The 6,098-nt window shown below is 71.4% G+C and carries 6 protein-coding genes; 1 reads left to right on the top strand and 5 read right to left on the bottom strand.

The window, feature by feature from the left end:
• Positions 1-37: 37 nt before the first annotated feature.
• The gene (locus tag G5C62_RS28370; RefSeq protein ID WP_241176119.1) at positions 38-169 is read right to left on the bottom strand and encodes a cell division control 45 family protein; all 132 of its coding nucleotides are present in this window, start codon (positions 167-169) and stop codon (positions 38-40) included.
• Positions 170-209: 40 nt separating this feature from the next.
• Between G5C62_RS28370 and G5C62_RS24905 the strand changes: the two genes are divergently transcribed.
• On the top strand, positions 210-1,688 hold the full coding sequence (locus G5C62_RS24905) for an LCP family protein (protein ID WP_241176120.1): 1,479 nt from the start codon (positions 210-212) through the stop codon (positions 1,686-1,688).
• Between the two features lie 27 nt (positions 1,689-1,715).
• On the opposite strand, the gene pstB is transcribed toward G5C62_RS24905, so the two are convergent.
• The 4 genes from pstB to pstS form a co-directional block, all read right to left on the bottom strand.
• Positions 1,716-2,495, bottom strand: a complete 780-nt coding sequence (pstB, locus tag G5C62_RS24910; protein WP_164703133.1) for a phosphate ABC transporter ATP-binding protein PstB — start codon at positions 2,493-2,495, stop codon at positions 1,716-1,718.
• Positions 2,496-2,518: 23 nt separating this feature from the next.
• A complete protein-coding gene (pstA, locus tag G5C62_RS24915) occupies positions 2,519-3,604 on the bottom strand; it encodes a phosphate ABC transporter permease PstA (protein ID WP_164703134.1) in 1,086 nt (361 codons plus the stop codon).
• Positions 3,604-4,551, bottom strand: a complete 948-nt coding sequence (gene pstC, locus G5C62_RS24920; RefSeq protein WP_164703135.1) for a phosphate ABC transporter permease subunit PstC — start codon at positions 4,549-4,551, stop codon at positions 3,604-3,606. The genes pstA and pstC overlap by 1 nt, the downstream gene beginning before the upstream one ends.
• A 127-nt stretch (positions 4,552-4,678) precedes the next feature.
• Positions 4,679-5,794 (bottom strand): phosphate ABC transporter substrate-binding protein PstS, encoded by a 1,116-nt coding sequence (gene pstS, locus G5C62_RS24925; RefSeq protein ID WP_164703136.1) that lies wholly within the window; start codon positions 5,792-5,794, stop codon positions 4,679-4,681.
• Positions 5,795-6,098: the final 304 nt, after the last annotated feature.

Raw genomic sequence — 6,098 nt, forward strand, 5'->3', positions numbered from 1 at the left:
GGAAAAACATAGAATTAGGGGCCGACGTAGACGGCTGTCACCAGGCCGAGCAGGGCCCCCAGTGGGAGGGCGACCCGCCACTGCGCCCGGGCACACCGGTGCCGACCACCAGGTAGGTCGACGAGGTCTCCTGCAGCTGCGGGGCGAGCACCTCGGGGCCGTCGGTCACCCCCAACGCGCCACCGCAGTACTCGGTGCCGGTGCCCGGCGTGCGCCGCAGCCTGCCGGTGCCGCCGATCCCCGGTCGGGACCTGCCCGCGGGCGCCACGGTCGCCGACCTGCCGGCGCCGCGTCCACCGGCCGGCCCGGTCCGTCGTCGGTTGACCCGGGTCGCCCTCGCACTGGTGGCCCTGCTCGGCCTGGTGACCGCCTTCTACGTCGGCCTCTACTTCTACGTCGACCGTGGGATCGACCGGGTCGACGCGCTGGTCACCGACGGCCCCGAGGTGCTCGCCCCGCAGCTGCAGGAGACCTCGTCGACCTACCTGGTGGTCGGCACCGGTGTGCCCGGGCGCAGTGGGCTGCCTGCGGTCAGCCCCGTGATCGCGCACGTCTCCGGCGACGGTGAGCAGGCCGTGCTGGTCAGCCTGCCGCCCACGGCACTGACCGACACCCCCGTCTGCCGGACGGCGGACGGCGACCTGCGCCAGCCCGTGACCGAGCCGTTCGCCGCTGCACTGCTCGACGGCGGGCCCTCCTGCCTGGTCCGGTCGGTGCAGCAGCTGACCGGGTTGCGGGTCGACCACTACGTCGCCGTCGACCTCGCCCGGCTGCCCGGCATGGTCGAGGCGCTCGGTGGGGTCCCGGTCTGCCCGGGCGCGGGCGGTGTCCAGCTGGCCGGGGCGGAGGTGACCGGCTACCTGCAGCCCACCACCACCGGGGCCGACGTCACCGGCGCGGCGGCGGCCGAGCGTGAGCAGCGGGTGCTGATCTCGGCGCTCGACTCCGCCTTGGCGGGGAGCACGCTGGCCGACCCGCTGACCCTGACCCGCTTCCTCTCCCGGGCCGGCGATGCGTTCACGGTGGACGCCGGGACGACGCTCGGCGACCTGCGCTCCTTCGGGGCCACCCTGGGTGAGCTGTCCGGGAGCGCGATCGAGCGCACCGGGCTCCCGGTCGCCGAGGTGGGCCACGTGCCCAACGGCAGCGATCAGGCGGTGGTGGTCGTCGACGCGACCGCGACCCGGCAGCTGTTCGACTCGGTCATCGACGCGGGCCGGCTGCCCGCCCCGGCCGTGGAGGACGTCGCGGAGGCGGCGCCGACCGACCCTGCCCTCACCGAGCCGGCGGCCGGCGACCCGGTGCCCGAGGGGACGACGGTCTCCGTGGCGCCGGCCGGGGTGACGGTGGACGTGCTGGACGGCTCCGTCGCCGGGCGCACGGGCGAGGTGGCCGACGGCCTGGCCGCCGCGGGGTTCCGGGTCGGTGCGCGGGGCATCGAGCCGGCCACCGTGCAGCGCACCGTGGTCCGTTACGGCCCGGCGGCGCTGGAGCCCGCGCGCACCGTGGCGGCGGCCGTGCCCGGGGCCGTGCTGGTGGAGACGGACCTGGTCGGCTCGGCGGTGCAACTGGTCGTCGGGCCGGAGTTCACCGGCCTGGCGCCCGTCGACATCGGTACCCCCGTGCCGACGACAGCGGCCCCGGACCCCGCTGTCGCGGAGGCCGAGGCCGCATCGTCCTGCAGCTGAGCGGCGGGGCCGCCGCTCAGCGGGGCATCACCCGAACCGGCCGGAGATGTAGTCCTCCGTGGCCTTCTCGTCGGGGTTGCTGAAGATCTTCTCGGTGGGGTTGTACTCGATCAGCCGGCCGGGCTGACCCACCCCGTTCAGGTTGAAGAAGCCAGTGGTCTCGCTGACCCGCGCGGCCTGCTGCATGTTGTGCGTGACGATGACGATGGTGAACTGCTCCTTGAGCTCCATCATCAGGTCCTCCACGGCGAGCGTGGAGATCGGGTCGAGGGCGGAGCACGGCTCGTCCATCAGCAGCACCTCGGGCTGGACGGCGATGGCCCGGGCGATGCAGAGCCGCTGCTGCTGACCACCGGAGAGCCCCGACCCCGGGCGGCTCAGCCGGTCCTTGACCTCGTTCCAGAGGTTCGCACCCTTGAGCGAGCGCTCGACCAGGTCGTCCATGTCGCTCTTGCTGGTCTTCTTGGCGTTCAGCCGCAGGCCCGCCGCGACGTTGTCGTAGATCGACATCGTCGGGAACGGGTTCGGCCGCTGGAAGACCATGCCGATCTGGCGGCGGACGTCGACCGGGTCGACGTCGGAGCCGTAGAGGTCCTGCCCCTCGATGACGACCTTCCCCTCGACGCGCGCGCCGGGGATCACCTCGTGCATCCGGTTGAGCGACCGCAGGAAGGTGGACTTGCCACACCCCGAGGGCCCGATCAGGGCAGTGATGCTGCGCGGCTCGATGGACAGGTTGACGCCTTCCACGGCCTTGAAGTTGCCGTAGTAGATGTCCAGGTCCGAGACGTCGATGCGCTTGGCCACGTGGTGTTCCTCCGGGTTCCGGGTCAGCGACTGGTCTTGGGGGCGAAGAGGCGGCTGATCAGGCGGGCGACCACGTTGAGGCCCATGACCAGCATGATGAGGACCAGGGCGGCTGTCCAGGCCCGGTCGATCGCGTTCTCCGGCGGCACGCCCGGCTGGGTGAGCTGGTAGTAGGCGTAGACCGGGAGCGTCGCCATCCGCCCGTCGAACGCATTGAAGTTCAGGGCGTTGGTGATGCCCACCGTGATCAGCAGGGGTGCGGTCTCCCCGATCACCCGGGCGATGGCCAGCGTGACGCCGGTGGCCAGACCGGCGATCGCGGTCGGGATGACCACCTTGAGGATCGTCCGCCACTTGGGCACGCCCAGCGCGTAGGCGGCCTCGCGGAGCTCGTTCGGGACGAGCTTGAGCACCTCCTCCGCCGAGCGGACGACCACCGGGATCATCAGCACCGACAGCGCCACCGCGCCCATGATCCCCAGCCGGACGCCCGGCCCGAAGATGAGCACGAAGAGCGCGTAGGCGAAGAGGCCGGCGACGATCGAGGGGATGCCGGTCATCACGTCGACCAGGAAGGTGATCGACCGCTTGAGCCGGCCGGAGCCGTACTCCACCAGGTAGATCGCGGTCATCAGGCCGATCGGCACCGAGATCAGCGTGGTGAGCAGCGTGATGATCAGCGTGCCCATGAGCGCGTGGTACGCACCGCCGCCCGGGCCGATGACGCCCTGCAGGGAGGCGCTGAAGAACTCGCCGTCGAAGCGCTCCGCGCCGCGGCGGACCACCTCGTAGACCAGCGAGACCAGCGGCACCATGGCGATGCCGAAGGCGCTGACCACCAGGCAGGTGACCAGTCGGTCGACCGCCTTCCGGGATCCCTCGGTCACCCGGGAGAGCACGTAGGTGCCGAGCGTGCCGAGCACGACCGTGTAGATGACGAAGAGGACGACGTTCCAGCCGGTCAGCAGGAACCCCAGCGCGACCACGGCGGCGGCGCCGAACATCGCCCACGGCACCCACGGGGCCTGCTTCTCGTGGCCGCCCAGGGGGTTCGGGGACGGCGCAGAGGTGTGCGGTGCGGCGCTGGACTGCTCGATGGAGGTGCTCATCAGTTCGCTCCGGAGAAGTCGGCCCGGCGGTTGACGACCCACCGGGCGAGCATGTTGACCAGGAGGGTGATCACGAACAGTGCGAGCCCGCTGGCGATCAGGGTGTTGACGGCGAGTCCGGTCGACTCCGGGAACTGCAGGGCGATGTTCGCCGCGATCGTCTGCGGGTTGGCGCTGGAGATGAGCGCCCAGGTGATCCCGGCGGCCGAGCCGGACAGGATGATCGCCACGGCCATGGTCTCGCCGAGGGCGCGCCCGAGGCCGAGCATCGAGCCGCCGATGACACCGGACTTGCCGTAGGGGATGACCGCCATCTTGATCATCTCCCAGCGGGTGGCGCCCAGGGCGAGGGCGGCCTCGGTGTGCAGCGTCGGGACCTGGCTGAACACCTCGCGGGAGATGGCGCTGACGATCGGCAGGATCATCACGGCGAGCACCAGCCCGATGGTCAGCATGGTGCGTCCGGTCGAGGAGACCGGCCCGGCGAAGAACGGGAGGAAGCCGAGGTTCTCCTCCAGCCACCGGTAGAAGGGCACCAGCCGGGGGGCGAGCCAGAAGATGCCCCAGAAGCCGTAGACGATGCTCGGGATCGCGGCCAGCAGGTCGACCACGTAGCCCAGTCCGGCGGCCAGCCGGCGTGGTGCGTAGAAGGTGATGAACAGCGCGATCGCCACCGCCAGCGGGGTGGCGACCAGCAGGGCGATCACCGCGGACAGCAGGGTGCCGAAGACCAGGGGCCCGATGTAGGAGGCGAGGCCACCGTCACCGGGGATTTCGTCCGGGGAGGCCGTCAGCGCCGGCACCGACTCGCTGATCAGGAAGACGGCCACTCCGGCGAGGATGACCAGGATGAGGACGCCCGCGCCCTTGGCGGTGCCGGCGAAGATGCGGTCACCGGGCCGGCTCTTGGGCTGCTGGGCGGGTGGTGCGCTGGTGGTGGAGGTCACCGATCGCTCCGGGGGGCTCGTACCGCTGGATGCTGGGAGAGGTGCAGTGGATCACGCGCCACGGCGGCCCGGGGTGTCCGAGTTGTGGACACTCCGGGCCGCCGCGACGCGCTGCTGGCCGACTCGGTCAGCTGGTCGCGGTGATCGCGTCGATCGCGGCCTGCGCCTGCTCACGCAGCGTGTCGTTGATCGGAGCGCTGCCTGCCGCGTCGGCGGCGGCCTGCTGGCCCTCCTCGCTGGCCACGTAGGTCATGAAGTCCTTGACCAGGTCGGCGGTCTCCTGCTCGTCGTACTCCATGCAGCCGATCTGGTAGCTCACCAGGACGATCGGGTAGTTGCCCGACTCGGTGGTGTCGCGGGCGAGCTCGATGGCGTAGTCGTACTCGCCCCGGCCCTCCAGCCGCTCGGAGTTCTCCACCACGGCGGCGGCGGATTCGGCGGACGGCTCGACGAACTCCTCGCCGACCCCGATGTTCGCGATGCCCAGGTCGCCGGCCTGGCTCAGGTCGGCGTAGCCGATCGTGCCGGTGCCGGCGTCGACCGCGGCCACGACGCCCGAGTTGCCCTGGGCGGCCTCGCCACCGGAGACCGGCCAGTCGCCACTGGCCTCGTGCGGCCAGGCCTCGCCGCCGACAGCGGCGAGGTACTCGGTGAAGTTCTCCGTCGTGCCGGACTCGTCACTCCGGTTCACCGGTGCGATCGGGAGGTCCGGCAGGGTCACGTCCGGGTTGTCCGCAGCGATCGCCGGGTCGTTCCAGTTGGTGATCTGCTGGTTGAAGATCCCGGCCACGACCTCGGGGGAGAGGTTCAGCGAGTCGATGCCCTCGAGGTTGAAGACGACGGCGATCGGCGAGATGTAGTTCACCAGCTCGAAGATCCCGGCCTCGCCGCAGCGCTCCTCGGCCTGCGCGAGCTCCTCCTCGTCCAGCGCGGCGTCCGAGCCGGCGAAGTCGGTGCCGCCGGCGAGGAACTGCTCGCGGCCACCACCGGAGCCGACCGGGTCGTAGTTGACCGTCACGTCGGGCTGGACGCTCGAGTAGCCGGCGGTCCAGCCCTGCATGGCCGCCTGCTGGGCGCTGGAGCCTGCGCCGACGAGGGTGCCGCTGAGCTCCCCGCCGCTGTCGCCCCCGGAAGCGGTGCCCGATCCGGTCTCCTCGTTCGAGGCGCCGCACGCGGCGAGAGCGAGGGTGGCGGCGAGCGCTGCGGACACGGCCGCGGTGCGCGTCGTGGTGCTGAGCTTCAACTCAGTGGCCTTTCGACTGGTGTGTGCCCGGACGTCGGAGCCGGGCAGGGAAGATCGAACGACGAGGACGCTAAGCAGCCCAGATGGACGGATCCAGGTGCGTCGATGAACGCGGGGTGAACGCGGGCTGAGACTTGGCCCACGAAACGACAGACGCTGTACGTCCAACGGGTGAACCGCCGCGTGGCGGGGCGCCGACGGGCGGATCGGGCCGCTCAGCGAGGGACGGCGACGAGGGCGCTCAGCGCCGGGGCTCGCGCCGCCAGGAGACGTCGACGGCGTGCCGGGTGAACCCGCTCCGCTC

It is taken from the genome of Modestobacter sp. KNN46-3, assembly GCF_011039295.1.

Coding starts and splice junctions, on each gene's coding strand:
- pstA (WP_164703134.1), bottom strand. CDS start 3,604: ATGAGCACCTCCATCGAGCAGTCCAGCGCCGCACCGCACACCTCTGCG.